Origin of the sequence: Kushneria halocnemicola (assembly GCF_965650455.1) — a bacterium.
Classification (GTDB): domain Bacteria; phylum Pseudomonadota; class Gammaproteobacteria; order Pseudomonadales; family Halomonadaceae; genus Kushneria.
In genome coordinates this window covers 1272895-1298952 of sequence record NZ_OZ287968.1, presented here as the reverse complement: position 1 = coordinate 1298952, position 26058 = coordinate 1272895, and the positions used below count along the sequence as shown (strand labels likewise).

Sequence of the window (26058 nt, the reverse complement as noted above, 5' to 3'; positions counted from 1 at the left end):
TATGGAAGCCCTTTCTCGATGAGCTGGCTCGACAAGATTGTTCCTTCAATGGGGCGTACTGCCCGTACCGATCGTCGCAACAACATTCCCGACGGCCTGTGGCGTAAATGTCCCAATTGTGAGGCTGTCCTTTATCGGCCCGAGCTTGAGCGGCATCACAATGTCTGCCCCAAGTGTGATCACCACCTGCGTTTGAACGCGCGCCGTCGCCTCTCCTGGTTTCTGGACAGCGACGGTCGCGAAGAGATTGCAGCCCAGCTCGAGCCGGTGGACCGGCTCAAGTTTCGCGATTCCAAGAAGTACAAGGACCGCCTGGCCGGCGCGCAGAAGGCCACCGAAGAAAAGGATGCCCTGATTGTCATGAAGGGCACGCTGGATGGTCTGCCGGTCGTGGCCGTGGCGTTCGAGTTTGAGTTCATGGGTGGCTCCATGGGCAGCGTGGTGGGCGAGAAGTTCGTCCGCGCGGCAACGATTGCCCGGGAAGAGAAGCGCCCGCTGGTCTGCTTTGCCGCCTCCGGTGGTGCGCGCATGCAGGAAGCCCTTTTCTCACTGATGCAGATGGCCAAGACCTCGGCGGCGCTGGAGCGCCTGCGTGAAGCCGGGACGCCCTATATTTCGGTACTCACGGATCCGGTCTTTGGCGGCGTGTCGGCGTCACTGGCCATGCTGGGCGATCTCAACGTGGCCGAGCCCAATGCCCTGATCGGTTTTGCCGGCCCGCGTGTTATCGAGCAGACCGTGCGCGAAAAACTCCCCGAGGGTTTCCAGCGCAGCGAGTTTTTGCTGGAGCACGGCACGGTCGACATGATCATCCATCGCAGCGAGATGCGTACCCGACTGGGGCGTATCCTGCGCACGCTGACCGACCGTCCCTCCGAGCCTGCCGTCACGATGCTTGAAGACGTGGAAGGTGACGATGGCAAGCCGTACAGCGCTGACGCCGCACGCTGATTGTCATGTCTTTCACACTGACACAGTGGCTGGCCCATCTGGAGAAGCTGCACCCGGTTGCCATCGATCTGGGGCTTGAGCGTATTCGCATCGTGGCCGAGCGGCTGGGACTGTTGTCCGGCCCCATTGCACGCCGGGTCGTTACCGTGGCCGGCACCAACGGCAAGGGGTCGACCGTGGCCATGGTCGAGGCCGTGGCCCGGGCGCATGGCCTGAGCACGGCCTGCTACACCTCGCCGCATCTGCTGCGCTACAACGAGCGCCTGACGCTTGATGGTAACGAGGTCAGTGACGAGGCGTTGATCGATGCCTTTGAGCGCATCGACGCCGTGCGTCTTGAGACCGGACTGACCTATTTCGAAATGGGCACGCTGGCAGCGCTTGTCATCATTCGTGACCGCGCTCCGGATATGGCCATTCTGGAGGTCGGGCTGGGCGGCCAGCTGGACGCCACCAATATCATCGATGCCGATGTCGGCATCGTGACCAGCGTGGCGCTCGATCACGCCGATTTTCTGGGCACCGACATCGAAAAAATCGGTACCGAAAAGGCGGGCATTCTGCGCGCCGGGCATCCGGCCGTACTGGGCAGCCGTAACATGGTCGCAAGCGTGGCGGCACATGCCGCCTCATTACCGGTGTCTCGCTGTCTCGTGCTCGGTGCAGATTTTGACTGGCGTCGCGATGACCACGACGGCTGGCAGTGGCAGCGGCCCGATGGCGCCTTCGATGACCTGTCGCTTCCCGACCCGGGGCTGCCGCTGGACAATGCGGCCAGTGCGCTGACAGCGCTTGAGGCGCTGGGCATACCGCTTGACTCCGAGCGTCTGATACAGGCGCTGTCCGGTATCCGTCTGGCCGGACGCATGCAGCGTATCGGTCGCTACTGTCTGGATGTGGCGCACAATCCGCATGCGGCAGGGTATGTGGCTGATCAACTAATGCTGCGGCCCGTGACGCGACGCGTGGCACTTCTGGGCATGCTGGGCGACAAGGACGCCGAGGGTGTCATCGAGGCGCTCTGGCCGGTGGTAGACGACTGGCTGCCGGTAACCCTTTCCGGGGCGCGAGCGCGACAGGCGGCTACTCTGGCAGATATCATTCGTGCCCGCGGCGGCGAGGTGGTGGCCGTGGCGGACAGCCCGGCGGCGGGCATTGCCTGGCTTGAACAACATTCACAACATGATGACGTACTGGTTTGCGGCTCCTTTTTCACCGTGGCAGAAGCACTGGCCCGGCTTGAAAGGGGCGAGGGAACCGCGTAACAAGGAGAGAGTCGCATGAAATACGGCATGCGTGAGCGCATCAGCGGTATCGTCATTATCGTGGCCCTGGCCCTTATTCTGCTCCCCATTATGTTTGGGGGCTCAAGTGATGACGAGGAAAGTGCCGACGACTCATCGATGATCATCGAGCAGCCCATCAACATGTCACAGCGTGATGTGGCCGCTCCGCAGTCACCGCTGCCCGAGAATGAAGAGCGCGTTGATGACAGCGTCCGGTCGGGGCAGTCCAGTCAAAGCAATCAGCTGTTCCCGGATCGCCAGCGTGAAACCGAGCAGGCACCTGCTCGCGCCGAGCCGTCATCGCCGCAGACCGGATCACGCGATGCCGATACCGCGCGCACCGGGGGCAATACTGCCTCCTCGAGTGGCAGTACTGCTGCTTCCTCCGCCGGTAGCACTTCAAGCACCGGTAGCGCTTCAAATTCGGGCAGCAGCGCGGCTTCCTCGAGCAGCAGCCGACAGGCTACAACGACCCGGGAAAGCAGCAGTGGCGCCCAGCGGCAAACGCCGGCACGCAGCGATGACTCTTCGGGTGATCCGATCATGGCCGCGGCCAATCGCAACAGCGCCAGTGCCTCCCAGCCCTCCGGCAGCGGCGGCTGGGCCGTACAGGCCGGCAGCTTCGGCCAGCCCGAAAATGCCGACCGTCTGATCGAGCAGCTCAAGTCGCAGGGCTTTGCCGCCTACAAGCAGCCGCGTGGTGAGCTCAACACGGTCTATGTCGGCCCTTATGGCTCCACCGAAGAGAGCGAACGGGCACGCGCCGAGCTTCAGTCCAGGGCCAACATCAAGGGGCTGATCGTTCGTCGTGAAGGTGGTCAGTGAGCTGGACCTGGATTGACTGGGCCTTTCTCATCATTCTGGGATTTTCGGTCCTGTCGGGGTTTGCGCGCGGCTTTATCCGCGAGGGGCTGGGGCTGGCCGCATGGATTGCGGCCCTGCTTGCTGCCCGCGCTCTGGGACAGCCGGCCGCGGATCTTTTTACCGACTATATCGATAGCCCACAGATTCGTTTGGTGATCGGCTTTGTGCTAGTGGTATTTGTCGTGCTGTTGCTGGCCAATATGGTGATCAGACTTCTGCACGCCATGATCGAATGGGTCGGAATGGGGTTTTTCAACCGTCTTCTGGGCGCCGCGTTTGGCCTGCTGCGGGGCGGTTTCGTGCTTATCGTGATCGTGGCCGTGGTGGGTCTGACACCGCTGAGCCAGTCCGATGACTGGCGCCAGTCGACATTTTTACCCTGGGTCGAGCAGGGGCGTGACATGGCCATTCGCCAGTATCAACAGCTCGACACGGATCAGTCTCTCATGGATGAAGCATCGCAGCGCGCTCGTGAACTGCAAGGACACCTGCCCCGGCAGATGTCGCAATGATCAAGCGATCAGTACGGCCGGCAACGCGCCGGCAATCACCGACAGCGAGGATGTAACGCATGTGCGGTATCGTGGGCCTGATGGCCAACTCGATGGTAAACCAGGCAGTCTATGATGCGTTGACGGTGCAGCAGCACCGAGGCCAGGATGCTGCCGGCATGATGACCTGGAACAACGGTCGCTTTTTGCTGCGCAAGAGCAATGGTCTGGTGCGTGATGTCTTTCATACGCGCCACATGCAGCGGCTCAAGGGCAACATCGGCATCGGCCATGTGCGCTATCCAACGGCCGGCTCTGCCAGTGAATCGGAATCCCAGCCTTTCTATGTCAACTCTCCCTACGGCATTGCGCTGGTTCACAACGGTAACCTGACCAATTCCGAACAGCTGGTGGCCGAGCTGTTCAACGCCGACCTTCGCCACATCAATACCAGCTCGGATTCCGAAGTGCTGCTCAATGTCTTTGCCCACGAGCTGGGCAAGCAGGGGCATCACCTGGAAGCCGAAGACATCTTTGATGCCATTCGCCGGGTCCATCGCCGCTGCAAGGGCGGTTATGCGGCGGTGTCGATCATCAATGGCAAGGGGCTGGTCGCCTTTCGTGACCCGCACGGCATTCGCCCGGTCGTGTTCGGTCGACGCGATACGCCGGAAGGCCCGGAGTACATGATTGCGTCCGAATCCGTGGCGCTGGATGTGGCAGGCTTTGAGCTGATTCGCGACCTGGCCCCGGGTGAGGCGCTTTATATCGACATGGCGCGCAACCTGCATACCCAGCAGTGCGTTGAAAATGTCCGGCTGACGCCCTGCATCTTCGAATACGTCTATCTGGCGCGCCCGGATTCGATCATCGATGGTGCCAACGTCTATGCCACCCGCATGCGCATGGGGCAAAAGCTTGCCGAGAAGATCAAGCGTGACTGGCCCGACAACGATATTGATGTCGTTATTCCCATTCCCGATACCAGCCGCACGGCGGCGCTGGAGCTGGCGCTGCATCTGAACGTGGCGTATCGCGAAGGCTTTATGAAAAACCGCTACATCGGGCGGACCTTTATCATGCCGGGGCAGACCCAGCGTCAGAAGTCGGTGCGTCAAAAGCTCAATGCCATCGATATCGAGTTTGCCGGCAAGAACGTGTTGCTGGTGGATGACTCCATCGTGCGCGGCACCACCTGCAACGAAATCATTCAGATGGCGCGCGAAGCCGGCGCTAAAAACGTCTATTTTGCTTCCGCCGCGCCGGCCGTGCGCTATCCCAATGTCTACGGTATCGACATGCCGGTGGCCATGGAGCTGATTGCCTTTGATCGCACCACTGAAGACGTCGCCGAACTGATCGGGGCCGACCGACTGGTCTATCAGGATCTCGACGATCTCAAGGAAGCCGTCAGGGAGATCAACCCGACACTTGAAGCGTTTGACTGCTCGGTCTTTGACGGTCGTTATGTGACCGGCGATATCGATCCGGACTATCTGGCCCGGCTTGAGATTGCCCGCAGCGACGCCGCCAAGCAGCAATCCAGCGGCGGCCACGCCCAGGTGGATCTGCACAACGACGTTGAGGAAGTTGACTGATTCCCGCGCCCGCGGCAGGGTAAGACATCGCTGAAGGGTATTCATTGAATGACCGGGCCATGCGCCCGGTCATTTTGTTCATGACGATCACGGTCGACGCTGCCCCGGGCATTTTCAAGGGATGCTGCGGCCTTCGACCATCAAGGAAATCACCATGTTCGAGAAAGACGACCAGGGCGAGCCCCTGCATCCGGATACGCTGGCCATCCGTGCCGGCCATCAGCGTACCCATGAGCAGGAGCACAGCGAACCGATCTTCCCCACCTCAAGCTTTGTCTACGAAAGCGCAGCCGAAGCGGCCGCCAAGTTTTCCGGCGAAGCGCCGGGCAACGTCTACTCGCGCTTTACCAACCCGAGCGTGCAGACCTTTGAAGCACGGCTGGCGGCAATGGAAGGGGCCGAGGCCTGTGTGGCCACGTCGTCGGGCATGGCGGCCATCATGTCGACTGTACTCGGGCTTCTGGAAGCCGGTGACGAGATTGTGGCCTCGCGGGCGCTGTTCGGTTCCACGGTCAGCCTGTTTGCCAAATACTTTGGCAAGTTCGGCGTGGTCACCCATTTTGTGGAGCTTTCCGATCTGGAGGCCTGGAAGGCGGCCATGACGCCGCGCACGAAACTGCTCTTTGCCGAGACGCCCTCCAATCCGCTCTCCGAGATTGCCGATATTCGCGCGCTGGCCGATATCGCGCATGAGCAGGGGGCCTGGCTTGCCATCGACAACTGCTTTTGCACCCCGGCATTGCTACGCCCGATGGAGCATGGCGCGGATCTGATCATCCACTCGGCCACCAAGTATCTGGACGGGCAGGGGCGTGCCATCGGCGGCGCCGTGGTCGGCCGTGCCGATCTGGTGAAGGAAGTGCACGGTGTGGTGCGCACCTGTGGCCCGAGCATGAGCCCCTTCAATGCGTGGATTTTCACCAAGGGGCTGGAAACGCTGGGGCTTCGCATGCGCGCCCACTGTGACAATGCGCTGGCGCTGGCGCAGTGGCTCGAGGCGCACCCCGGGGTGGAAAGGGTGTACTACAGCGGTTTGAGCTCTCATCCGCAGCATGAGCTGGCCGCACGCCAGCAAAGCGGTTTCGGCGCGGTGCTGGGCGTGGAAGTCAAGGGCGGGCGTGGCGGTGCCTGGTCGGTGATCGATGCCACGCAGCTTTTGTCGATTACCGGCAATCTGGGCGATCTCAAGACCACCATTACCCACCCGGCTACTACCACACACGGGCGCTTAAGCGATGAGCAGCGCGCCAGCGCTGGCATTACGGAAGGCTTGATCCGTATCGCGGTGGGTCTTGAGCATCTCGAGGACATCAAAAGAGATCTGTCACGCGGTCTCGATGCCCTGTAAGCCGGCCACGACACCGTCAGAACCTGTGAAATGTTGCAGGTTCTGACGGCCCCCGGATTCAGGTCAGAGGATTGTACCCCTGCAGCATGCCGATTTTCGGCATGTTGCGCTCCCAGACGGGTGGGTCACCGACAATCTCCTGCAGACACTCGATAAAGCGTCGTGTCTTGAGCGTCATGAACTCCCGGTGGGGATAGACCATGTGGATGTCGGGGCTCGGCGCCAGCTGCAATTCGGGCAGGATGGGAAACAGCCTGCCTTCCCGGAAGGCGTCTTCAAGCATGAAGGCGGACATGACGCCATAGCACAGGCCCACCAGCATGGCCCGGATCATGACCTCGGGGTCATTGGTGCGAAAGCGTGGATTGAGGGCGCCCCGGACAATGCGGTTGTCCTCGTTGTAGTAATGGAGATAGTCCACCGACAGGTCGTCGCGCGAGTAGGTGGTGGCCGGCAGCAACAGCAGCGCCTCGACGCTTTCGGGCATGCCGTGTCGTTGAATGAATTCCGGGCTGGCGCAAATGACCTGATGGTTGCGTGCCAGCGGTCGGGCAATCAGTGAGGAGTCCTGCGGTTCGCTGATGCGAATCACCAGATCATAGCCGCCGGCAATGACATCGACATAGGCATTATCGAGCTGGAGCTCAACGCGGATGTCCTTGAAACGTCTCATGAAAAGGCCGGCCGCCGGCGCCACGTAACGTCTGCCGAAATCCGTCGGCGCATTGATGCGCAATACGCCTCGAGGCTCGCTCTGGTAGGCCTCTGCCACGTGGCGGGCATCCTCAAGGGCCGTGCGCAGTCGCAGAGCGCGCTGATAGATCTCGCGACCGGCATCGGTCAAATGCACCACACGGGTCGAACGATTGAAAAGGCGCACCTCCAGTTCCTTTTCGAGATGGCGGATCTGGCGTGAAATGACCGAGCGGTCAACATGACGAAGGTCGGCGGCGCGCGTAAAGCTTCCGGCATCGACCACCTCGGCAAGGAGCAAAAGACGGCTGGACAGGTCCATGGCGGCTTATGGCCTCCCGACGTGACTGTTGCGCTTTGTGCAACACAAAGTTGTTATAGCGTGCATCGATCAAAACCCTTTTCAGGCAGAGAATATATCTATCGAAACGGCGCTGCCGAAAGCAGCCCCGAGATATAGCACACTGAAAAGGGACATGACATGACACGCACACTTCTGATTGCCGCGCTTTCACTGACCACGCTGATGGCCCAGCAGAGCATGGCCTCCACCGCCGAGGGCGAGTTCATGAAGGCCAATAATGGCGCGGCCCTCAATACCGGTAGCAGCATGCTCTCCCGCTCGGCGGTGGCCACCGCCAATGGGGTGACCGGTACCCATTACGCCGCCCAGGGGGCGCCGCACCGCTTTGCCTTTAATGTAGAAAACGACGGTCAGGTACAGCTTGCGAGTCGGCAGCTGGCAGGTACTCACAACGCCGCCTATCGTCTCAATGCCATGGTGCTTGACCAGCAGGGCCAGGTCGTTGCCAGCAGCGCCAGTGATACTCAGGGCAACTTTAATATCGACAGTGCGCTCACCGCCGGTCAGTACACGCTGGTCGTCGATGGCCGTACCACCCAGAGCCGCGCCAGTTCGGACAACAGCTACGAGATTCTCACCTCGCTGTAACCCGAAAATATTGGATGACTGTCGTTTTCCGGCGGTCGAAGGTTCAAAAAAGCAGGCGCCGCCTGCTTTTTTTTGTGCATAAGGTTAGACTGCGCGCCGCATAACACTGTGTCCCATCAACTCTGGAGCTGCTGTGGCATCGCCTCAAACCCGAGAAATGGGTAAAACCCTCTGGCGTCAGACGCTGCCCATGGCCATGGGCGTCATGGCGCTGCTGGGCTTCAATCTGATCGATAGTATCTTCATCGCCCGACTGGGTACGCAACCGCTGGCAGCGCAGTCGTTCACCTTTCCGGTCGCCACCGTCATCATCGGCGTGCAGGTCGGCTTTGGTATTGCCATTGCGGCCTTGATTTCGCGTGCGCTGGGGGCAGGGGAGCAGGCACGTGCCCGGCGGCTGGGCAGCCTGGTACTGGTCGGTGGCAGCGTGGCGATGCTGTTGCTTTTGCTGGCGCTCTGGCTACTGGAGCCGATCATCTTTCGTCTTCTGGGTGCCAACGAGGAGACACTGGTACTGATCAATCAGTACTGGGGCCCCTGGCTGCTGGCAAGCTGGATCGGCGCGCTTTTGTATCTGGGCTACAGCCTTTTCCGCGCTCATGGGGAGACGCGTCTTCCCGGGCGCATGATGGTGCTGACCAGCCTGATCAATCTGGTGCTCGACCCCGTGCTGATCTTTGGCGTGGGGCCCTTTGAGGGCTGGGGGCTGGCAGGGGCGGCCTGGGCCACGCTGATTGCCTTTGTCATCGGCCTGCTGGTGCTGGCCAGAAGCCTTGCCCGACGTGACTGGCTGGCCGGGTCGGGCCTTCGTGAAGAAGCCGGCACCTCGATCGGGCGCTTTATGGGTATTGCCCTGCCGGCCATGGCCTCCCAGCTGTTGCCGGCGGTGTCGGCACTGGCGGCCACCGGCATCGTGGCGCGACTCGGTGAGGCCGCCGTGGCGGCCTGGGGGCTGGCTGCGCGCCTGGAAACCTTTGTCATTCTGGTGGTGTTGGGGTTGACCATGTCTCTGCCACCCTGGCTGGGACGCAGCTTCGGGGCCGGGCGCTGGCAGGAAATTCGGGCGCTGATGAATCTGGCGGCACGCGTGGTGCTGATCTGGCAGCTGCTGCTGGGACTTTTGTTGAGTGCGCTTGCCCTGCCGCTGGCCGGGCTTTTGGCCGGCAACGACGAGGTGCGAGGCATGCTGGCAACGCTCTTGTATTTCATGCTGCCCAGCTACGCCTTTCTAGGGATCTGCATGCTGGTGGTATCGGCCTGCAACGCGCTGGGCTGGCCACGCCGCGCCGTTACTGTCTCCTTCATGCGCCTTTTTGTCTGCTATCTGCCCTGTCTGGGGGTGGGGGTCTGGCTCGGAGGGTTTGTGGGCCTGGGTATCGGCGCCGCCGTGGGCAATGTGTTGGCCGGCGTGCTGGCCTGGTGGAGCTATCGCCGCATACTGGGTGATAAGGGGCGCATCGAGAAGGACATGGTCGCCGAGGGGTGATATGAGACTCTATCGTGAAGCGCGCCGGTATTGTGTTTATAGTATTAGAACGCTTTCATGATGGGTGGTAGTGATGGAGATGCGCCGTATGCCAACGCGATATCGAAAAGAGCTGTCGGGCCTGACCATTCTGGTCATGCTGGCAGGCTGTGCCTCGCACTCGCCACAGGACAATGACGTGGCAGGGGCGGGTACCTCATCGGGCGGTATACCAAATGCCGACGTGGTCTTTGATCAGGGCAATACCGACCCGAACACCGGTCTCGGCGCGCTGGATCTGGAGCGCATGGGGCTTGGCAACCAATGGAACGCGCTGGATCAAGACGGTGACGGGCGGATTTCACGTCAGGAGTTTCGCCGGCGTTTTGACGACCCCGCCATCGCGCGTCAGCTGCAGATGAAGGCGCAGACAGCAGAAGTGACAGACCCTGAGCAGACGGTGTCTTCCTCCTGGCGCCTGCCACCGGAGCCGGCCTCCCGGCAATGGCGCTCGCAAGAGGCTGCGGCGCCTGCAACATTGAGCACGCCTTCGGCGGCGGCCTGGGGTGTCTCGCCGGCTCCGGACGAACCGGAAGCCACCGACCCGCGTCGCGAAGAGACCATAACGACGCCCTGAGCGTGCAGTGATGACACGGCGCATAAAAAAGCGAGCCTTCAGGCTCGCTTTTTGATGCTCAAATTCGGGCGTTATTCAACGACCGTGGCAATGGCGCGGGCCACGTACGCCAGCGAATCGCCGGAGAGCCCGGCAATATTGGCACGGCCCGAGCCGACCATATAGATGCTGAACTCGTCACGCAGTCGCTTGACCTGTGCCTGGGTCAGGCCGGTGTAGGAGAACATGCCGCGCTGCTCGGCAATGAAGGCGAAACGCTCTTCAAGCCCGTGCGCTCGGAAAGCCGCCACAAAATCGCTGCGCAGATCGTTGATGCGCCCGCGCATCTCGGCAAGCTCCTGCTGCCACTGATCGGTCAGTGTCTGCGAGCCCAGAATCTCGGCAACCACCGCAGCGCCGTGAGACGGCGGCGTGGAGTAGTTTTCCCGAGCGGCAATGGCGATCTGGGTGCGCACGTTTTGCATCTGCTCATGATCAGCGGCCAGCACCATCAGCGAGCCGGTGCGCTCCCGGTAGAGGCCGAAGTTTTTCGAGCACGACGTCGTGATCAGCATTTCATCGAGCGCCTCGACGAACAGGCGTACACCAAAGGCGTCCTGATCCAGGCCATCACCAAAACCCTGGTAGGCAAAATCGATCAGCGGCAGCAGTCCGCGCGATTTGACCACTTCCAGAATCTCGCGCCACTGGTCTTGCGACAGGTCAAAGCCGGTCGGGTTATGGCAGCAGGCGTGCAGCAGCACGATATCGCCTTCGGGCACTTCCCCGAGGGCGGCCAGCATCGCGTCGAAATCCAGTCGATTGTCGGCGTTGACGTAAGGGTAGCGTTTGACCTCGATGCCGGCGGCTTCAAAGATGGCCGGGTGATTGGGCCAGGTCGGGTCGCTCAGCCAGATGGCTCGATTCGACAGGTGCGACTTTAAAAAGTCGGCCGCCAGGCGCAGGGCACCGGTGCCCCCCGGGGTCTGGGTGGTGCTGATCCGCCCGGCGCTCAGCGCCGCAGAGTCGTCACCCACTACCATCCTGGTGACCGCCTCGGTATAGCGCGTATCGCCATGGGAGCCGATGTAGCTTTTGGTGGCTTCCTGCTGATAAAGCTGCTCTTCCGCCTTTTTGACCGTGGCAAGCACCGGAGTACGGCCCTTGTCGTCACGATAGACACCGACCCCGAGATCGACCTTTTGCGGGTTGGTGTCCTGTTGATAGGCTTCGATCAGGCCGAGGATGGCGTCCCCGGGAACTCGCTCGATACGCTCGAACATCTTGAATGACTACCTCGTCGGGTTGGCGGTCATGAATGAATAGGCATGTAGGTGGCACACGAGAAATAATGCCACTGCAGGACCGTTACTGCCACCGCCGATGACACGACCGCCCTGACCGGCACGCCACGGCTAGCGAGGGGCATCGTAGCGACCGGGTCGACGTTTGGAAAAGACGACCTGCCAGAGCTGAAGATCCCGCGCCCTGAAGGCACCGGCGCAGCTGGCCAGATAGTAGCGGAACATGCGCTGGGTACGCTCATCGTAGGGCAGCGACGGCCAGGCCGTTTCGATGTTGTCAAGCCAGGCCATCAGGGTACGGTCGTAGTCTGCGCCGAAGTTCTGCCAGTCTTCCATGACCATTTTGTTTTCGGTGGGCCTTGCGATTCGGGCGATCGAGGGCAGCACCCCGTTGGGGAAAATGTACTTGTTGATAAAGGGGTCCGCACCGATTGTCGAGTTGTTGGACCCGATAGTATGCAGTACAAAAAGACCATCCGGTGCCAGCAGTCGCTCTACCGTGTCGAAATAGGTCGGGTAGTTCTTGTGACCGACATGCTCGAACATGCCGATGGAAACGATACGGTCGAATCTGCCCTGCAGATCGCGATAGTCCTCGAGCAGGATTTCGACATCCAGGCCTTCACAGCGCTTTTCGGCAAGCGCTGCCTGCTCTCTGGAAATGGTGATACCCGTCACATGGACACCGTAATGGCGGGCGGCATGTCTGGCGAAACTGCCCCAGCCGCAGCCAATATCGAGCACTCGCATGCCGGGGCGAAGCTGAAGCTTGCGTGCTGCCAGATCCAGCTTGGCAGTTTGCGCCTCGTGCAGGGTGACAGCCTCTTTCCAGTAGCCACACGAGTAGCACATCGTCTCATCCAGCATGGCTTCAAACAGGTCATTACCGAAATCGTAGTGCTGCTCACCCACCATGAAAGCGCGTGTTTTACTTTGGAGATTGGTCAGGCCGGCCTGAAGCTGATAGAGCAGCTTCTCGCGCCGGGTATGGGCCCGCTCCCCCAGATTGGCCAGCAGAACGCGCTCGATGAACTGATCGATGCGCTCACAGGACCACCAGTGGTCCATATAGGACTCGCCAAGCCCGAGTGAGCCCTGACGGACGATCCGACCATAGAAGTCGGGATGATGGACCTGCAGATCCCAGGGCCTGCTGCCATTGAGCGTCACGCCCGTGGAGTGAAGCCATGACTCGATCAGGCGACGCGAGCGTGTATCGCTAGTGGTGGTTGAATTGCCAAAGGTATTGCTGGTCATGCCATCCTCCCCTGGTAACGGTTCATGACCTCCACGATGCCTCCCTGTACCGTAAACGGGTGACACATTGGCTGGCATAACAACGAAAGAGGTCGCTTTTCTTGCTTCAGTCTTAAATCATGAGGGATGGCTGACGATTTTCCAGCCCTGTTTCAATAACAGGTGTTTACATTCAAGCCGTATCGTGAAGGAGGTTCGGGATGAAGGTCATGATCGATCTATGTGTTGTACCGCTGGGCGTGGGTGTTTCAGTGGGTGCCTACGTATCGGCCTGTCAGGAAGTGATCGAGCAGGCAGGGCTTGTGCATCAGATGCACGCCTATGGCACCAATATCGAAGGGGAGTGGGAAAGTGTGTTTGAGGTGGTCAGACGCTGCCATGAAGTCGTTCATGACATGGGCGCGCCAAGGATTACGACCTCCATGCGCATCGGCACGCGCACAGACCGCGAGCAGAGCATGTCGGACAAGATTGAGAGTGTTCAGGCGCTTCGCCGCGGCGGCAGGGAAATCAGCGACAGCGAAGGGTCAGCGTAGCGCGCCAGATATCGCCTTCCGAGGTGGCGGCTTCGAGAGCGTCCGTGGTGGAGTTTGCCTCGTCATCATCGTCCAGGGTAGCCATTTCAGGCGGGGTGACCTGCATGTCCAGCATGCTGGCCTGTCGGCCACCGCGGGCTCGACAAAGATGCTGGCCGGTCTCCATGGCATCGGCTCTGGCCGTGGGTTCATCGATGGCGCCCGCACTGACGGTCAGCGTGTCTTCAGACTGTCCCTCTGCCGGCGTCGTGCTGCAGCCCGACACCAGTGAGGACAACAGCACCATGCCAAGGCAGGCAAACGTGGATCTGAAGACAAGGGGAGCGGGCATGATCAGGGCACTCCTGCAGGATTTTCGAAGCCATCAAGATCGGTCAGCCAGCGTCTGGCATGCTGGGTCAGATGCTGTGTCAGCGCTTCCAGTATATTCCCCCCCTGACGCCAGTAATGCCAGTAAAGCGGCACGATAACATCCGCGCTGCTTTCAAGATCGACCAGTTCTCCGCGGTCGATGGCCGCCTGTGCCTGAATCTCGGGAATCAGTCCATAGCCGATGCCAGAGCGGATCATCTGATAGAACCCTTCAGAAGAGGGGCACAGATGATGGGGAAAGGGGACGGTGACGCCGTGGTTGGCGATATAGCGCTGCTGCAGTCGATCATCGGGGCCAAACACCACGGCCGGTGCTTCGGCCAGTGAGATACGATCCAGGCCGTTGGGAAAATAGCGCTCCACAAAGCCCGGCGTGGCCAGCGGGCGATATCGCATGCCTCCCAGCGGTCGAGCGCGCGCGCCCTGAATCGAGCGTGGCGTCATGCACAGACAGGCAGCCACCTCGCCGTCACGCATGCGCTTGAGCGCCGTTTCCTGATCCTCGACGACCAGATCGAACAGCACGGCGTGCTCACGAAAGAAATCCTCGACCGCCTCGGCCCACCAGGTGGCCAGACTGTCGGCATTAAGGGCAATGCGCAGACGCTGTTCGCGATCGCCCAGCGAGGGGACATAATCGAGCAGATCGTGTTCGAGCAGGCGCACCTGCTGAATGTGGTTGAGAAGCCTTTTCCCCAGGTCCGTGGGGGCAATGCGCGGGGCACGAATCAGGACCGGCTGGCCCAGGCGTGCCTCCAGAAGCTTGATTCTCTGCGATACAGCAGACTGGGTCAGTCCCAGTACCTGAGCGCCGCGCTCAAAACCTGCCTGGTCCACAACGGCGCCAAGCGCCTCAAGAAGTTTATAGTCGAGCATAACGCCTGCTAAGCCGCTTTATATGATGGTTCCATCCAACAGCTCTATAGAATAGAGCATGTCATGGGCAGGTGCTCATGGGCACAGTCCGGATGTGCCGATCGCGGCGCTGTCGCAACAGACAACACCGCGGGCGGCATGAACGTGCAAAAGCGCACGCATGAATTGTTATGGGCCTGCCGGTCGCATCAGGTCTATAAATGCTCACGCCGAGCGTACCAGCAGGCGAAAGGCCATCTTGATCAGTTGGACGTTGTGGATGACGTGTCCAGTGACCAGTTGACCAGTACGCCGGCATCCACGCTGATGGTGCCCGGCGAGTAGCTGGCGCTGTCGGCCTGTTCGCTGCGCGCCGTGGCCATCATCATCGGTCGAAATACCGGTGACCGGGTTTCCTGAATGCGCTCGACGCCACCCAGTGATACCGACAGCGCCTTCGCCATCAGCTCTGCCTTGTGCTGAGCGCGTACCAGCGCCTTTTGAAGGGCCTGGTCCTCGACGCCTTCCCGGTCACTGACGTCGTAGCGAATGCCGGCCAGACGGTCGATACCGTTGGCAAACAGCGCATCGATGATATCGGGCAGCGTTGTCAGGTCATTGATGTCGATATCGATACTGCGCTCGATAACCACTCGTTCACGCGGGGCAGCGTCCTGATCGCGCTCCTGTGGCTGCTGTTCACTGTGCACACTCAGATTGCCGGCATGAAGACGCTGGTTATCGATCCCCAGTTCGCGCAGCGCATCGATCAGATCGGTGCTGCGTTTTTCCAGCTGCCGGCGAGCCTCTGCGGCGGCCTCATTATCGCGTTCACCATTTCTTTCCACAAAAGGGGTTGCTTCGACGAGCACGGCGTTCAGGGTGGCACGGTCGGGCAGTACATCGATACTGGCCTCGGCCTGAACCTCGACCTGTCGGGCGGGAGGCGGCTGTGATGCCAGTGCGGGCATCACGGGCAGGCTCATGGCAACCAGTGTCAGAAACGTTTGAAGGCGCAGTGAAACGGACATCGGGTTGAGGCTCCATACAGGGCGCTTGGCGCAGGGAAAGAGTGATCGTGTCAGAACGAACCTGAAATAACCTCAGGGGACAATATCGTGTGAAATAGTAAAGAGGCTGTGGCATGAAGTACAACGCTCTTTACACGATACCCTTTGACAGACCCGGCGTGATGACGCTTAAAGGCTCGCTAAAAGGCCGCGTTGACGGGATGACATGTTTGCCTCATCGAAGCTGCAGGATCATGATGAACGTTATGGGCATTGCCCCAAACCCTCGTTTTTGATCGGTCAGGACGATACATCAGAATGCATGTGAGTAAACAATGGTTTGCCGGTCTGGCGCTGGGCGCGTTGTCAGTGTCGGCGCAGGCAGATATTACAGTACATGATATTGAAGGCCGCGATGTGGCGCTCGACAAGCCGGCAGAGCACATCGTGCTGGCTGAAGGGCGTCAGCTGATTGCGCTGTCGCTGCTGGACAAGGACCCGGCACACTGGCTGCTGGGATGGGGCAGCGACATGAAGCGCTCGCCCGAGCTTTATGACATCTATCGAAAGCGTGCGCCGGAACTTGATGCCCTGCCTATCGTGGGCGATGGCCCGGGCCCCGGCAGCATTTCGGTGGAAAGAATCATTTCGATGAATCCTGATGCGGTCGTATTAAGCCGTTCTCAGGTGCCGGTGTCTCAGGGTCAGGAGCTCATGAACCAGCTGGATGCGGCCGGTATTCCAGTCGTTTTTATCGATTTTGCCACCGACCCGCTGGATGACACCGTGCCCAGTCTGCGCGCGCTGGGAACGCTTCTGGGACGCGAGGATCAGGCCGAGCAGTTCATCAGCTTCTACGAGCAAAAGCGTGAGGCCGTGCTGGATCGGATCGAAAAGGATTCGAACGCCGACAGACCCACGGTCATGATCGAGGCCCATGCCGGCATGAACGAGTGCTGCAATTCACCCGGGCAGGGCAGCTTTGACCATTTCGCCAGGCGTTTGCACGTGGACAATATCGGCGCCGATGTGCTCAAGGGCAAAAGTGGTCGTATCGACCCCGAATACGTGCTGACCCGCGACCCGGATGTCTATATTGCCACCGGTGGCGGCTATCTCAGGCGCGTCAATGGCCTGGTGCTGGGGCCGGATGTCGATGACGCCGAGGCCGAGCAGTCCCTCAAACATATTCTGGAGCGCCCGCTGATCGGTCATTTGAGCGCTGTGGAAAACGGCCGGGTACACGGTTTGTATCATCACCTGATCAACACGCCGCTCAACATTTTAGTGCTCGAGCAGATGGCCAAATGGAGCTATCCCGATCGATTCGAAGACATCGATGCGCACCAGACCCTTGATGAGATCAACGAACACTACATCAGCGACCCGTTCACCGGAACACTCTGGATTGACCTGAAAGGATAAGACCGCTGCCCGCTGGCGGGCAGCCTGTCATATGGGGAAGGGCGTCAGTAATCGATGCCGCGTCGTGCCTTCAATCCGTTGTTGAAGGCGTGACGGGTTTCCTGCATTTCGGTAATGGTGTCCGCCATGGCCAGCAGCTCACGGTGCGCGTTGCGACCGGTCACGATCACGGTCTGCTCGACCGGGCGCGCATTGATTGCCTGTTTGACCGTCTCGATGTCGAGATAGCCGAATTTCAGCATGTAGGTGATCTCATCGAGTACCACCAGATAGACCGCCGGGTCGGCCAGCATCCGGCCGGCATCCTGCCAGACCGCTTCACAGGCCTGCCGGTCGGTCTCGCGGTTTTGTGTGTCCCACGTAAATCCGGTGCCCATGGTGGCCACCTGCAGATTCGGATCCTTCTCCAGTCGTGCCCGCTCGCCGCACTCCCACTCGCCCTTGATGAACTGGATCACGCCCACGCCGTAGCCGTAGCCCAGCGCGCGGGTCACCATGCCCCAGGCCGAGGTGGTCTTGCCCTTGCCGTTGCCGGTCAGAATCAGCAGCTGCCCGCGCTCTTCACTGGCATCGGCCACCCGCTCATCCACGTGGCTTTTCAGCTTTTCCATGGCGCGCTGATGGCGCGCCTGGCGTTGGTCGTCGTTGCTCATGTCAGGGTGTCCTGTGGTGAAAACGAATGGTTGAGGGCCATGGTCCTACATTGACAGAAACAGGCCCGCAAGCGAGGCGCTCATCAGATTGGACAGCGTGCCGGCAAGAATCGCTTTCGGCCCCAGTCGGGCCACATCGCCGCGCCGCGAGGGGGCCATGACGGCCAGCCCGCCCATCAAAATGGCAATCGAGGAGATATTGGCAAAGCCACACAGCGCAAAGGTGATAATCGCGCGGGTGTGTTCACTGAGATTGCCCTCAAAGCCGGTAAAGGAGGCAAAGGCGACGAACTCGTTGAGAATCGTTTTCTGACCGATGAAGTTGCCGGCGGCCACGGCCTCTGACCAGGGCACGCCGATCAGCCAGGCCACCGGAGAGAAGATGTAGCCCAGAATCAGCTGCAACGTGAGATCTTCAAACCCGAACAGTCCGCCGATGCCGGTCAAAATGGCGTTGGCCAGCGCAATCAGACTGACAAATGCCAGCAGCATGCCGCCTACGTTAAGCGCCAGCTGTACACCGGTGCTGGCGCCGGTCGCCGCGGCATCGATGACGTTGGCCAGCTTCTCCTCGTTTTCCGCCGTTGACACATTGGTGTCGTGTTTGGGGGTCTCGGTTTCCGGCAGCATCATCTTGGCCATCAAAAGACCGCCGGGGGCCGACATGAATGACGCCGCGATCAGATATTGAAGATCCACGCCCATGGCGGCGTAGCCGGCCAGCACGCCGCCGGCGACGCTTGCCAGACCGCCGACCATGACGGCGAAAAGCTCCGAGCGGGTCATGTTGGCAATAAAGGGGCGGATGACCAGTGGCGCTTCTGTTTGACCGACAAAGATGTTGGCGGCCGCGGACAAAGATTCCGGTCGGCTGGTGCCCATCAGTTTCTGGATACCGCCACCCAGAATGTTGATGATCCAGCGCATGATGCCCAGGTAATACAGTACCGACACTAACGATGAGAAAAAGACAATGACCGAGAGCACCTGGATGGCAAAGATAAAGCCATTGTCACCGCCGGCCAGTGAGCCGAAAAGAAACTCGATGCCGTCGCCGGCACTGTCGATGACCGCCTGAACACCGCCGGACATGCCCAGCAGGACGGTCTGGCCCACCGGGACATAAAGAACGAACAGGGCAAAGCCGGCCTGTAGCACAAAGGCCCAGAACACGGTGCGTAGACGAATGGCGCGGCGATTTTCGGAAAAGATAAAGGCGACCGCCAGCACGAACACGATGCCGACCAGTCCCATCAGAATTTGCATGATCAGCAACTCCTGGTATGTATTGTTGATTGTTCCAGGCAACAACGCGCTCTTGTATCGCCCGGGCGATATGGCGCACACCTTACCAGATTGAGCCCTGAGCGCACGGGCCCTGACCGGCATGGGCGACCGCCCCTCCGCATGGCCTGTCATTATGGCCGGATTTGAAATTTGAATATACCTGAAGGTTATGGATTGGTAGGGTGGTCAGCTTTGCTATCAAACGGTGATCCCACTTCATGTCCTCATCCGACTCCGCTCGAGTGCTCGGTCAACGTATCGTGTTTGCGCTTAGTGGCGGCCTGCTTGTGCTGTTTGTGGCTGCAGCACTGATCGATATCGATACGGTCAGCAGCTGGATCGATACAGCTTTTGGCTGGTCAACCCACTGGTTTGGTGCCTACTGGCAGCTATGGATGCTGCTCAATCTCGTGATTGCCCTGGCACTGGCGCTGACGCGCTACGGCGATGTGCGCCTGGGCGGCAACGACAGTGAAGTCACCATGTCGACCTTTAACTGGCACGCCGTGATTCTCTGCGCGTTGCTGGGCGGCGGCGGGGTGTTCTGGTCCACGGCCGAGCCGATCTATCATTTCATGTCGACACCGCCGGCCTTTGACGGCGTAGAAAGCGGCACTGTCGAGGCCGTCGGCCCGGCGCTGGCACAGGGCTTTTTCCACTGGGGCTTCAGCGCGTGGGCCTGTCTGGGCACGCTCTCGGCGCTGGTCATGATCCATGCGCACTACCACGGCGGCATTCGTCTGCGCCCGCGGGCACTGCTGTACCCCTTTCTGGGGCAGAAAGTGGAAACCCACTGGCTGGGTATCGTGGCCGATGTGATCTGCATTCTGGGCGTGGCAGCCGGTACCATCGGGCCCATCGGCTTTTTGGCGACCCAGCTTGCCTACTCCTTCAACACGCTGTTTGGCTGGGCCGACAGCTATAGCCTGCAGCTGGCCATTCTTGGCGGACTGGTCGTGATCTATACGCTGTCAGCGGCCACCGGGCTCTCCCGCGGCATTCAGTGGCTGTCCAACTGCAATGTCTGGATCGTGCTGTCGCTGTTTGTGCTGATCATGGTGGCGGGACCGGGTACGTTCATCGTGCACTCCATGATGGAAGGCTTTGCCAGCTATCTGAATCACTTCATTGATCTGTCGCTGGTGCGTGGCAGCGACAATGAGGCGTGGCTCGGGCAGTGGACGCTTTTCTTCTGGGGCTGGTTCATCAGCTTCGTGCCCTCCATGGCGATGTTTGTGGCCCGCATTTCGAAAGGCCGTACCCTGCGCGAGCTGGTCATCGCGCTGGCCATTACCGCCCCGGTGGCCACCAATATCTGGTTTGCCACTCTGGGTGGTTCGGGCATCTTCTACGAGCTTCAAAATCCCGGCAGTGTTTCGGACTCCCTGACTGCCGGTGGATTGCCTGCCGCGCTTTTGGCAGTGACCAGCCAGCTGCCGCTGTCGTTTATCATCGTGCCGGCCTTTTTGCTGCTGACCACTATCTTTGTGGCCACGACCGGTGACTCCATGGCCTATGCCATCGCCATGTCGGTCACCGGCGATGCCCAGCCATCGGCGTTTGTCCGTATCTTCTGGGCCATCTCCTTTGGTGTGGTCGCGGCGCTGCTGCTGATGATGGGAGAGGGCGGTATCAGTGCGCTACAGTCCGTCATCGTCATTGCAGCCGTGCCGGTATCCCTGCTGCTGCTGCCGCTATTATGGACCGGGCCGAGAGCGGCCTATGCCATGGCCCGTGAGCAGGGCATCGCGACCGAAAAACGCCCCGCCGACAAGCAGGGATGATGCGCGTGCCCTCAGGCGCCAATGAAAAAAGCCTCGCAATTGCGAGGCTTTTTTTATGGCAGGGCCAGTGGGTTATCGAAGGACAACGTTCATGAGGGCAGGCGACCGGGGTTGCTGCTGTCACTGCGTCCCGGCGCCACGCGCTGCTCCTCGCGAGCGCGCTCTTCCCGCTCGCCGGGCTGCATTTCCGGGGAATCCGGGTAGATCAGACTGATCACCCGCTCACCTGCCCGGGGTGCCAGCGTCACGTCGGTGTGCACCACGCGCAGCCGGCCGTTGGCCGCCACGCAAAACAAGGGCATCAGCCGGTGGTTGTGAATGCGGCGATACTCTTCAAGGCCGAAGCTGTCGGTCATTTTCGCCACCCGGATTTCAGCACCGCCTGCCACCAGACTGGCCAGCTTGGCAAAGGTGGCCTCGTCATTGAAAAGCCGCGGCAGATGCCCCAGCGCCCGGTCCTGTTGACGCTTGGCATGCTTGCTCGACTCTTCGGCCAGTCGAAAGACATTGCCGTGACCGAGCATATGCTCAAAGTGCAGCGCCGCCAGGTTGTTGAGCTCGCGGTAGGGCGACAGCGGCAGCAACCGACCGATGCCGGTCAGCTCCAGATGCTGGGTGGCATGTTCCGACAGCGGATTGCCGTAATAGACCGGCAGGCCCGCCATGCGCGCTTCCTGAACGGCGTCCCAGCTGGTGTCGGTCAGACGCACGGTCCAGCCCATGGTCATCAGCTCGCTGGCAATGGCGCGGGCGACCGGGTTGGCCCCGATAATGAGAAAGCCGGTGGGCTCGGGCTCGTTGACCTTGAGCGCCTTGACGATGGGCTTTGAAAACAGACTCTGAATGACCACGGTGCCGATGATGACCAGAAAGGTGATGGGCACCAGCATCTCGGCGCCTTCCACACCGGCCTGCTCGAGCTTGATGGCAAACAGCGAGGCCACCGCTGCGGCCACGATGCCGCGGGGCGACAGCCAGGCCAGCAGGGCCTTTTCACGCCAGTGGAGCTCGGTGCCGATGGTGCACACCCAGACGGTAATGGGGCGGGCCACAAACATGAGCACCCCCAGAAATACCCAGGCCGGCCAGTTCAGGGTCATCAGCTGCTCGGTGGTGATGCGCGCGGCCAGCAGGATGAACAGCCCCGAGACCAGCAAAACGGTCAGCGTTTCCTTGAATTCGATGATCGGTCGCACCGGGATCCCGCGCATGTTGGCCATCCAGATGCCCATGACGGTCACGGTCAAAAGCCCCGACTCTTCAAACAGTGCGTTGGAGCCGGCAAAGAGGGTCAGCATGATCATCAGGGTGCCGAAGTTGTGCAACCGCTGCGGCAGCCAGTGATGACGCAGGATCAGCCCCCAGAGCCAACCGCCCAGCGCCCCCAGGCCGAACCCGAGCCCCACGGTCTGGGCAAACAGCAACACGGTGTGTGACGCCGCGCCGTTTTCCTGCCCCAGCGCCACGAACTCATAGATCAAAACGGCCAGCAGGGCGCCTACCGGGTCCACCAGAATGCCTTCCCAGCGCAGAATCTGGGACAGATTGGCCTTGGCACGCAGTGTCTGCAGCAGCGGAATTACCACGGTCGGGCCGGTTACGACCAGCAGCCCGCCCAGAACGGCGGCAATTTCAAGCGGCATCTCCAGAAGCCACCAGGCGGCCACGGTGCCGATCAGGCCCGTAATGACCACCCCCCAGGTGATCAGGCGAATGACGGTGCGACCATGACCGCGCAAATCCTCATAGTTGAGCGTGAGACTGCCCTCAAAGAGGATCACCGCAACGGAGAGCGAGACCAGCGGAAACAGGAGATCGCCCAGAATGGCATCCGGGTTCAGCCAGCCGGTGACGGGGCCGGCAATCAGACCGACAATCAAAAGGGGCAAAATGGCAGGCAGGTGAACCCGCCACGCCGCCCATTGACACATCAGGGACAGCAGGCCGATCAGGGCCAGATAGAGCGCAGCGTGTTCCATGCAGGAAGATTCCGATAGGGGTCGATTAAGGGGGCGCAGCCTAGACGCAGGCGATGGCCGTTGCAATGGGGGGTGAAAGGGGCCGCCTTAAGGTGGCGGCCATTGATCGTCAGAGTGACGCTTTTTGATGTCGAAGATGCGACAAAAGGGCCTGCAGGGGGTGCTCAAGCGCCACGTCGGAAAAGCGCCGAGCCTGGCTGCGACAGGAGTAGCCGGTCGCCAGCAGCCGGGTATTGTTCTGCTCGGCTTCCACGAGCGGCTGCCACGACTGGCTGTAAATGATGCGCGACGTTGCCAGATTGCGTGCTTCATGCCCGTAGGTGCCGGACATGCCGCAGCAGCCGGTGGGCACCAGTTCCAGTTCCAGACCGAAAGCGGTAAAGATCTGCTGCCAGGCCTTCGCGCTGCCGGGGGCATTGGTCTTTTCGGTGCAATGGCTCAAAAGCCGATAGCGAACGCTCGACTCCAATGATGCATTGTTGGATGCCGGCGCCAGTGACCCGGCCATGGAGAGAAGCCATTCCTGGGGCAGCAGCACCTCGGGTACAGCGCCCTTGCCCAGCGTGTCGACATATTCCTGACGGTAGGTCAGGGTCATGGCCGGGTCGAGCCCCACCAGCGGCACCTCAAGACGCGCCAGCGCTCGAAGCTGGTCGGCCTGTTGCTGCGCGGCCTTTTTAAAGGCACCCATGAAGCCCTGTACGTGCATGGGTTTGCCGTTGGGCCGGTAGGGCGCCACAAACACGCGAATCCCTAAAAGGCTCAGACACTCGACAAACTCACGAGCCACGCGGGCATCAAACCAGGAGGTGAAGGTGTCCTGTACCAGGACAACACTGCGCGCCTTTTGCGCCTCGCTCAAAAGCCCGAGCGCCACCGGGGTCGCCTCGGCAATACCCCAGGCGTGAAGCTGTTTGTGGAAGTCGCTGTGCGAAAAGCTCGGGGCATCCACCATGCCGATCCAGCGCGCCATGACGTGCTGAACCGGCCTTTGACGCAGCAGCGCATTGTACAGCGGCGCTACCGGTTTAAGACGCGGCATGAGAGTTTCCATGCGCCCAATCAGGTGGTCGCGCAGCGGCCGGACACGCCGGCCATGGTAAAGCTCCAGAAAGCGGCTGCGAAAATCCGGCACGTTGACCCGCACCGGGCACTGTCCGGCGCAGGACTTGCACGCCAGACAGCCGGCCATCGCCTCGTGGACCTCATCGGAGAAGCGATCGTCCCCCTTGAGCGTACGGCGCAGCCGTGCCGGCAGCGTTTTGAGTCGCTGAATTGTGCCAGCCTGACGCAGTTCCTGCGCTTCACTTAGTACATCATGGCCGGCTGCCTGCTCGCGTCGCAGCCATTCGCGCATCAGGCTGGCGCGCCCCTTGGGCGAGTGGATGCGCTCGCGTGTGGCCTTCCATGACGGGCACATGGCGTCGTTGGGGTCGTAGTTGTAGCAGGCACCGTTGCCGTTGCAGTAGACCGCACTGTGATAGCTCTGCCAGACCCGCTCATCGATGGTGCGATCCAGCTCGCCGCGCGTGGTCACGCCATCCACGGTGAGCAGGGTGGCATCGCTTGCCGGCGGCGTGGCGATCTTGCCGGGATTGAGCTGGTTTTTCGGGTCGAAGGCCCCCTTGAGCTGCTGCAGTGCCGGGTAGAGCTCGCCGAAAAAGGCCGGTGTGTATTCCGAGCGGATGCCCTTGCCGTGCTCACCCCATAGCAGCCCGCCGTAACGCCGGGTCAGCGCGACGACCTCGTCAGAAAGCGGGCGAATCAGGGCCGCCTGCTCGGGGTCTTTCATGTCGATGGCAGGGCGAACGTGCAGCACGCCCGCGTCGACATGACCGAACATGCCGTATTCAAGACCGTAGCCATCGAGCAGGGCGCGAAACTCGCTGATGTAATCGGCCAGCTGCTCGGGTGGGACGGCGGTGTCCTCGATAAACGGGATCGGGCGCTTCTCGCCACTGACGTTGCCCAGAAGGCCGACGGCACGTTTTCGCATGCCGTAGACCGTTGTAATGCGCTCGCGGCCCCAGGCGATGGTATGGCCCAGGCGCTCAACGTCCCGGTTGTTTTCCAGTGCCTGTGTGAAGCGCTCGACGCGGCGCTTGAGCGACGCTTCATCGTTGTCGTTGAACTCCACCAGATTGATGCCGCGCACCGGCGGGGCGTTCTCCTCACCGGCGGGGAAGTATTCCGCCACGCCATCCCAAACGATGTCTTCCATGGCGAGCATCAAAACGCGGTCGTCGATGGTTTCGATCGAGGTGGGGGCATCCGGGCTGTCATCGTTGCCCATCAGGGCGCGGGCATCGCGCAGGGCGTCCATGAAGCCCGGATAGCGCACGTTGATCAGCGCCGAATATTTCGGCAGCGGCAGCACGTTGAGGGTGGCCTCGATAAGAAAGCTCAGCGACCCTTCGCTGCCACACAGCACGCTGTTGAGATCGAAACGCCCGTCCTCGGTGCGCAGGTGCGCCAGATCATAGCCGGTCAGGCTGCGGTTAAGCGGCGGGAAAACACGCTCGATCTGCTCCTGGCGGGTATCGATGATCTCACGCGCGCAGCGGTGCACCTCGCCGATACGGTCCGGACGTTCGCACTGCACCTTGAGTGCGTCGTCATCAAGCACTCGGCTGGTAAAGCGCTCGCCGCCGAGCAGGGCAACCTCCAGCTCAAGCACGTGATGGCGCGTCTTGCCATAGGCGCGCGAGCCCTGACCGCAGGCGTCGGTGCTGATCATGCCGCCGATGGTGGCGCGGTTGGAGGTTGAAAGCTCGGGCGCAAAGAAAAGCCCAAAAGGTTTGAGCGCGGCATTGAGCTGGTCCTTGACCACGCCGGCCTGAACGCGCACGCGGCGGTTGTCCACGTCGATATCGATGATGTGATGCATGTAGCGGGTGACATCCACCACCAGACCATCGGTCAGGGACTGCCCGTTGGTGCCGGTGCCGCCGCCGCGCGGGGCCAGCACGATCTCATGAAAGGTTGTTTCACCGGCCAGCCCGGCCAGCAGAGTGACGTCATCGGCGTCACGCGGATAGATCACGGCCCGGGGCAGGCGCTGATAGATTGAATTATCGGTGGCCAGTACCACGCGGCTGGCATCATCCGCGGCGATATCGCCCTTGAAGCCGCGGGCATTCAGGGTGTCAAGAAAGTGCTGATAGCGCTGCTCGAGCGTTGAAGTCTGAAGCTGTTCGGTCATGGTCAAGTCTTGCGGCCAGGGTCTGTCAAAAGCGTGCGATTGTCCTGCGCCGTCGCATCAGGCGTCAGGCGGTTGTGCTGGTGCTGTTTCATGGCAGGGGGCGGTCGCCATTGTGGCCTGGTATGCGCAT

Annotated in this window: 22 protein-coding genes; 12 read left to right on the top strand and 10 right to left on the bottom strand. The window is 60.9% G+C overall.

The window, feature by feature from the left end; translation table 11 throughout:
- Nucleotides 1-18 precede the first annotated feature (18 nt).
- The 6 genes from accD (at nt 19) to ACS92L_RS05860 (ending at nt 6538) form a co-directional block, all read left to right on the top strand.
- Nucleotides 19-951: an acetyl-CoA carboxylase, carboxyltransferase subunit beta gene (accD, locus tag ACS92L_RS05885; RefSeq protein WP_438767689.1), complete on the top strand. Its 933-nt coding sequence runs from the start codon at nt 19-21 to the stop codon at nt 949-951.
- Between the two features lie 5 nt (nt 952-956).
- Nucleotides 957-2216, top strand: a complete 1260-nt coding sequence (folC, locus tag ACS92L_RS05880) for a bifunctional tetrahydrofolate synthase/dihydrofolate synthase (RefSeq protein ID WP_438767687.1) — start codon at nt 957-959, stop codon at nt 2214-2216.
- 15 nt (nt 2217-2231) lie between these two features.
- Complete coding sequence (locus ACS92L_RS05875; RefSeq protein ID WP_438767686.1) at nt 2232-3062, top strand: SPOR domain-containing protein; 831 nt, start codon at nt 2232-2234, stop codon at nt 3060-3062.
- Nucleotides 3059-3613 (top strand): CvpA family protein, encoded by a 555-nt coding sequence (locus tag ACS92L_RS05870; RefSeq protein WP_438767684.1) that lies wholly within the window; start codon nt 3059-3061, stop codon nt 3611-3613. Before ACS92L_RS05875 ends, ACS92L_RS05870 begins: the two co-directional genes overlap by 4 nt.
- A 59-nt stretch (nt 3614-3672) precedes the next feature.
- A complete protein-coding gene (gene purF, locus ACS92L_RS05865; protein ID WP_438767683.1) occupies nt 3673-5190 on the top strand; it encodes an amidophosphoribosyltransferase in 1518 nt (505 codons plus the stop codon).
- Nucleotides 5191-5344: 154 nt separating this feature from the next.
- Nucleotides 5345-6538, top strand: a complete 1194-nt coding sequence (locus ACS92L_RS05860) for an O-succinylhomoserine sulfhydrylase (RefSeq protein ID WP_438767681.1) — start codon at nt 5345-5347, stop codon at nt 6536-6538.
- A 58-nt stretch (nt 6539-6596) separates the two neighbouring features.
- On the opposite strand, the gene ACS92L_RS05855 is transcribed toward ACS92L_RS05860, so the two are convergent.
- Entirely contained in the window at nt 6597-7553 is a 957-nt protein-coding gene (locus ACS92L_RS05855) for a LysR family transcriptional regulator (protein ID WP_438767679.1), read from the bottom strand.
- A gap of 159 nt (nt 7554-7712) precedes the next feature.
- Between ACS92L_RS05855 and ACS92L_RS05850 the strand changes: the two genes are divergently transcribed.
- The 3 genes from ACS92L_RS05850 (at nt 7713) to ACS92L_RS05840 (ending at nt 10285) form a co-directional block, all read left to right on the top strand.
- Nucleotides 7713-8183, top strand: coding sequence for a hypothetical protein (locus ACS92L_RS05850; protein ID WP_438767678.1), 471 nt, complete (start codon nt 7713-7715; stop codon nt 8181-8183).
- A gap of 157 nt (nt 8184-8340) precedes the next feature.
- Nucleotides 8341-9669, top strand: a complete 1329-nt coding sequence (locus tag ACS92L_RS05845) for an MATE family efflux transporter (protein WP_438768429.1) — start codon at nt 8341-8343, stop codon at nt 9667-9669.
- 88 nt (nt 9670-9757) lie between these two features.
- Nucleotides 9758-10285: a hypothetical protein gene (locus ACS92L_RS05840; protein WP_438767676.1), complete on the top strand. Its 528-nt coding sequence runs from the start codon at nt 9758-9760 to the stop codon at nt 10283-10285.
- Nucleotides 10286-10356: 71 nt separating this feature from the next.
- Here ACS92L_RS05840 and ACS92L_RS05835 read toward each other — a convergent pair whose 3' ends face one another.
- Nucleotides 10357-11547: an aromatic amino acid transaminase gene (locus ACS92L_RS05835; protein WP_438767675.1), complete on the bottom strand. Its 1191-nt coding sequence runs from the start codon at nt 11545-11547 to the stop codon at nt 10357-10359.
- Nucleotides 11548-11679: 132 nt separating this feature from the next.
- Nucleotides 11680-12825, bottom strand: coding sequence for a cyclopropane fatty acyl phospholipid synthase (cfa, locus tag ACS92L_RS05830; RefSeq protein ID WP_438767673.1), 1146 nt, complete (start codon nt 12823-12825; stop codon nt 11680-11682).
- A 200-nt stretch (nt 12826-13025) separates the two neighbouring features.
- On the opposite strand from cfa, the gene ACS92L_RS05825 reads away from it, so the two are divergent.
- Nucleotides 13026-13361, top strand: coding sequence for an MTH1187 family thiamine-binding protein (locus tag ACS92L_RS05825; RefSeq protein ID WP_438767671.1), 336 nt, complete (start codon nt 13026-13028; stop codon nt 13359-13361).
- Here ACS92L_RS05825 and ACS92L_RS05820 read toward each other — a convergent pair.
- The 3 genes from ACS92L_RS05820 to ACS92L_RS05810 form a co-directional block, all read right to left on the bottom strand.
- Nucleotides 13336-13692 carry a hypothetical protein gene (locus ACS92L_RS05820; protein ID WP_438767670.1) on the bottom strand — a complete coding sequence of 119 codons (357 nt, stop codon included), beginning with the start codon at nt 13690-13692 and terminating at the stop codon, nt 13336-13338. The two genes, ACS92L_RS05825 and ACS92L_RS05820, sit on opposite strands and share 26 nt — an antisense overlap.
- Nucleotides 13693-13694: 2 nt before the next feature.
- Nucleotides 13695-14609: a LysR family transcriptional regulator ArgP gene (locus ACS92L_RS05815; RefSeq protein ID WP_438767669.1), complete on the bottom strand. Its 915-nt coding sequence runs from the start codon at nt 14607-14609 to the stop codon at nt 13695-13697.
- Nucleotides 14610-14851: 242 nt separating this feature from the next.
- Nucleotides 14852-15619: an SIMPL domain-containing protein gene (locus ACS92L_RS05810; protein WP_438767667.1), complete on the bottom strand. Its 768-nt coding sequence runs from the start codon at nt 15617-15619 to the stop codon at nt 14852-14854.
- Nucleotides 15620-15922: 303 nt separating this feature from the next.
- Here ACS92L_RS05810 and ACS92L_RS05805 point away from each other — a divergent pair, with 303 nt between their 5' ends.
- Entirely contained in the window at nt 15923-17023 is a 1101-nt protein-coding gene (locus ACS92L_RS05805; protein WP_438767665.1) for an ABC transporter substrate-binding protein, read from the top strand.
- Nucleotides 17024-17067: 44 nt separating this feature from the next.
- Here the strand turns inward: ACS92L_RS05805 and cobO are convergent, their stop codons facing one another.
- On the bottom strand, nt 17068-17676 hold the full coding sequence (cobO, locus tag ACS92L_RS05800) for a cob(I)yrinic acid a,c-diamide adenosyltransferase (protein WP_438767663.1): 609 nt from the start codon (nt 17674-17676) through the stop codon (nt 17068-17070).
- Between the two features lie 45 nt (nt 17677-17721).
- Nucleotides 17722-18942, bottom strand: coding sequence for a NupC/NupG family nucleoside CNT transporter (locus tag ACS92L_RS05795; RefSeq protein ID WP_438767661.1), 1221 nt, complete (start codon nt 18940-18942; stop codon nt 17722-17724).
- 239 nt (nt 18943-19181) lie between these two features.
- Here ACS92L_RS05795 and ACS92L_RS05790 point away from each other — a divergent pair, with 239 nt between their 5' ends.
- Nucleotides 19182-20747, top strand: coding sequence for a BCCT family transporter (locus ACS92L_RS05790; RefSeq protein ID WP_438767659.1), 1566 nt, complete (start codon nt 19182-19184; stop codon nt 20745-20747).
- Nucleotides 20748-20836: 89 nt separating this feature from the next.
- On the opposite strand, the gene ACS92L_RS05785 is transcribed toward ACS92L_RS05790, so the two are convergent.
- The gene (locus tag ACS92L_RS05785; RefSeq protein ID WP_438767657.1) at nt 20837-22726 is read right to left on the bottom strand and encodes a cation:proton antiporter; all 1890 of its coding nucleotides are present in this window, start codon (nt 22724-22726) and stop codon (nt 20837-20839) included.
- Between the two features lie 109 nt (nt 22727-22835).
- On the bottom strand, nt 22836-25928 hold the full coding sequence (ydiJ, locus tag ACS92L_RS05780; RefSeq protein WP_438767655.1) for a D-2-hydroxyglutarate dehydrogenase YdiJ: 3093 nt from the start codon (nt 25926-25928) through the stop codon (nt 22836-22838).
- Nucleotides 25929-26058 lie beyond the last annotated feature (130 nt).